The organism is Tepidimonas aquatica (assembly GCF_007556585.1).
Taxonomy (GTDB): Bacteria; Pseudomonadota; Gammaproteobacteria; order Burkholderiales; family Burkholderiaceae_C; genus Tepidimonas; species Tepidimonas aquatica.
This window is the reverse complement of the sequence record NZ_VJNA01000067.1, coordinates 1-2,394: the sequence shown is the minus strand read 5'-3', so window position 1 is coordinate 2,394 and position 2,394 is coordinate 1. Positions and strand designations below refer to the sequence as shown.

Genomic DNA, 2,394 nt, shown 5'->3' with positions numbered 1-2,394 from the left:
ACGCCGATTGGGGGCATTCCTCCGGCAGAAGCTGAGGCAAACTACTGGCGGCAACTCGCCGTCAGCGACTCCTCGATGGAGGTGTCAACTTAAACCCAACAGCCTCCTCGAAACCCGGGGCGGTTCAGCTGGACGAGATCGAGAAGGCTCACCCCGACGTCTACAACATCCTGCTGCAGGTATTCGACGACGGGCGGCTCACCGACGGCAAGGGCCGGGTGGTGGATTTCACCAATACCATCATCATCGCCACCTCGAACTTGGGCTCGGACATCATCCAGCGTCGGCTGAAGGCCCGTGGCGCCGCCGGCGAGGAATACGAGAAGACCAAGGCCGAGGTGATGGACGTGCTGCGCGGACACTTCCGCCCCGAGTTCCTCAACCGCATCGACGAGATCATCGTCTTCCATGCGCTGGGCAAGGAGGAGATCCGCCATATCGTCGGCCTGCAGCTCGATCGTGTGGCCCGCAACGCCGCCAGCCAGGGCGTGACGTTGACCTTCGACCAGACCTTGATCGACCACTTCGCGGAGGAAGGCTACAAGCCCGAGTTCGGCGCGCGTGAGCTCAAGCGGCTGATCCGCAGCGAGCTGGAGACGGCACTGGCGCGCGAGATGCTGGGTGGCGGTATCGGCAAGGGCGATCACGTCAGCGCCCGCTGGGACGACAAGGCCGAGCGGGTGGTTTTCGAGCGCAAGGAGCCGCCAGCGAAACCGGTCGAGCCTGAAAAGCCCGATGCCGCGAACGTGGCCGAGGCGCCGTCGAGCGACGAAAGCAAGGCGACGCGCAAGAAAAAGCCGGCGGGCGGCGAATCTTGAGTCATGGGGAGGCTGTCGTGTCCGACCCCAACGGGCTGACATGGGCAGCCACCCTCGTGTCGCTGGCGGTCGCTATCCCCACGGCGGGGCATGCGGTCATCTACAAGCGTGACCCGCGATCGGCCACGCTGTGGGTACTGCTGATCACCTTGTTGCCGCTGGGCGGTTCGCTGCTGTATGGGCTGTTTGGCATCAACCGTTACCAGCGGCGGGCGCGGCGGCTGTTTCCGGGGCTGGGTCCTGCAGTTCGGCAAGATTTCTCACCCACGGTGCCCGAGGCTGTATCGCCGCCGCTTGCCGGTCTGGCCCACCTGGTGGGACGCGCCACCGGCCAGTCGCTGACCAGCGGCAATCGCATCGAGCCGCTTGTCGATGGCGAGCAGGCCTACCCGGCCATGCTCGCCGCCATCGAATCGGCGCGGCACAGCGTCGCGCTGGCTTCGTACATCTTCGACAGCCAAGGCATCGGGGCGCAGTTCGTCGATGCGCTGCGCCGGGCTCATGAGCGCGGCGTGCAAGTGCGGGTGCTGATCGACGACGTGTATGCCCGCTGGAGGCCCCGCAGCGCCTACCGCGCCTTGCAACGCGCCGGCGTTCCGGCGGCGACGTTCAACCCGACGTTGATTCCCGCGCGCCTGCATGCCGCGCATCTGCGCAATCACCGCAAGCTGCTGGTGATCGATGGCGAGACGGGTTTCACCGGCGGCATGAACATCTTCGGCCCGTATTGGCGGCCCGATGCGCCGGGCCAGGCCTGTCACGATTTGCACTTTCGTCTGCGCGGGCCGGTGGTTGCGCATCTGATGCGGTGCTTCACCGATGACTGGTGCGATACCACAGGCGAGCGGCTCAGCGAGGCTTTCTGGGGCGAACCGCCCGCAACGGCTGATGAGCAAGGAACCTCTTGGGCGCGCGGCATCGAGGCCGGTCCCGATGAGGCCCTGGACCGGCTGCGCTGGACCTTCATGGGCGCTTTGAGCGCGGCGAAGCATTCGGTGCGCATCTGGACACCTTACTTCGTGCCCGATCAGCCGATGATCGCGGCGCTGAGCACGGCCGCGTTGCGCGGCGTGCGCGTCGAGGTGCTGACGCCCGCAAACGGCGACCATCCCACGGTGCAATGGGCCGCGCGCGCCCACTACTGGCAGGTGCTGGAGCACGGTGTGCGCATCTTCGAACGGCCTGGCCCGTTCGACCACAGCAAGCTGATGCTGATAGACGGCCAGTGGTGCTGCCTGGGTTCGGCCAATTGGGATGCGCGCAGCCTGCGCCTCAACTTCGAGTTTAATGTGGAGGTGTACGACACCGCGCTGTCTACGCGGCTGGAATCCCTTTTTGATGCCGCCCGTGATGCGTCGAACGAGATATCGGCCATGGCGTTGCGCGCCCGCCCGCTGGCCATCCGCTTGCGCGACGGGGTGGCCCGTCTGTTCACCCCCATTCTCTAGCTGTCAGGTCCCGGACGATTGCATTGATCCGCGACGTCGTGCATTATTCATAGGTCGCGAGACGATGCGTGAGCTGATCGAGGAACTACGGAGGCAAAAGTCATGATGGTTCGACTGCACAAGAACGC

At 65.3% G+C, this 2,394-nt stretch carries 2 protein-coding genes and 1 pseudogene; all 3 read left to right on the top strand.

Going from position 1 to position 2,394, the window contains the following annotated elements:
* Positions 1–113: 113 nt before the first annotated feature.
* Positions 114–386: pseudogene (locus Taqua_RS13830) on the top strand (AAA family ATPase); the annotation flags it as partial.
* A complete protein-coding gene (locus Taqua_RS13825) occupies positions 387–818 on the top strand; it encodes a hypothetical protein (protein WP_425472601.1) in 432 nt (143 codons plus the stop codon).
* 17 nt (positions 819–835) lie between these two features.
* On the top strand, positions 836–2,266 hold the full coding sequence (cls, locus tag Taqua_RS12880) for a cardiolipin synthase (RefSeq protein ID WP_144326971.1): 1,431 nt from the start codon (positions 836–838) through the stop codon (positions 2,264–2,266).
* Positions 2,267–2,394 lie beyond the last annotated feature (128 nt).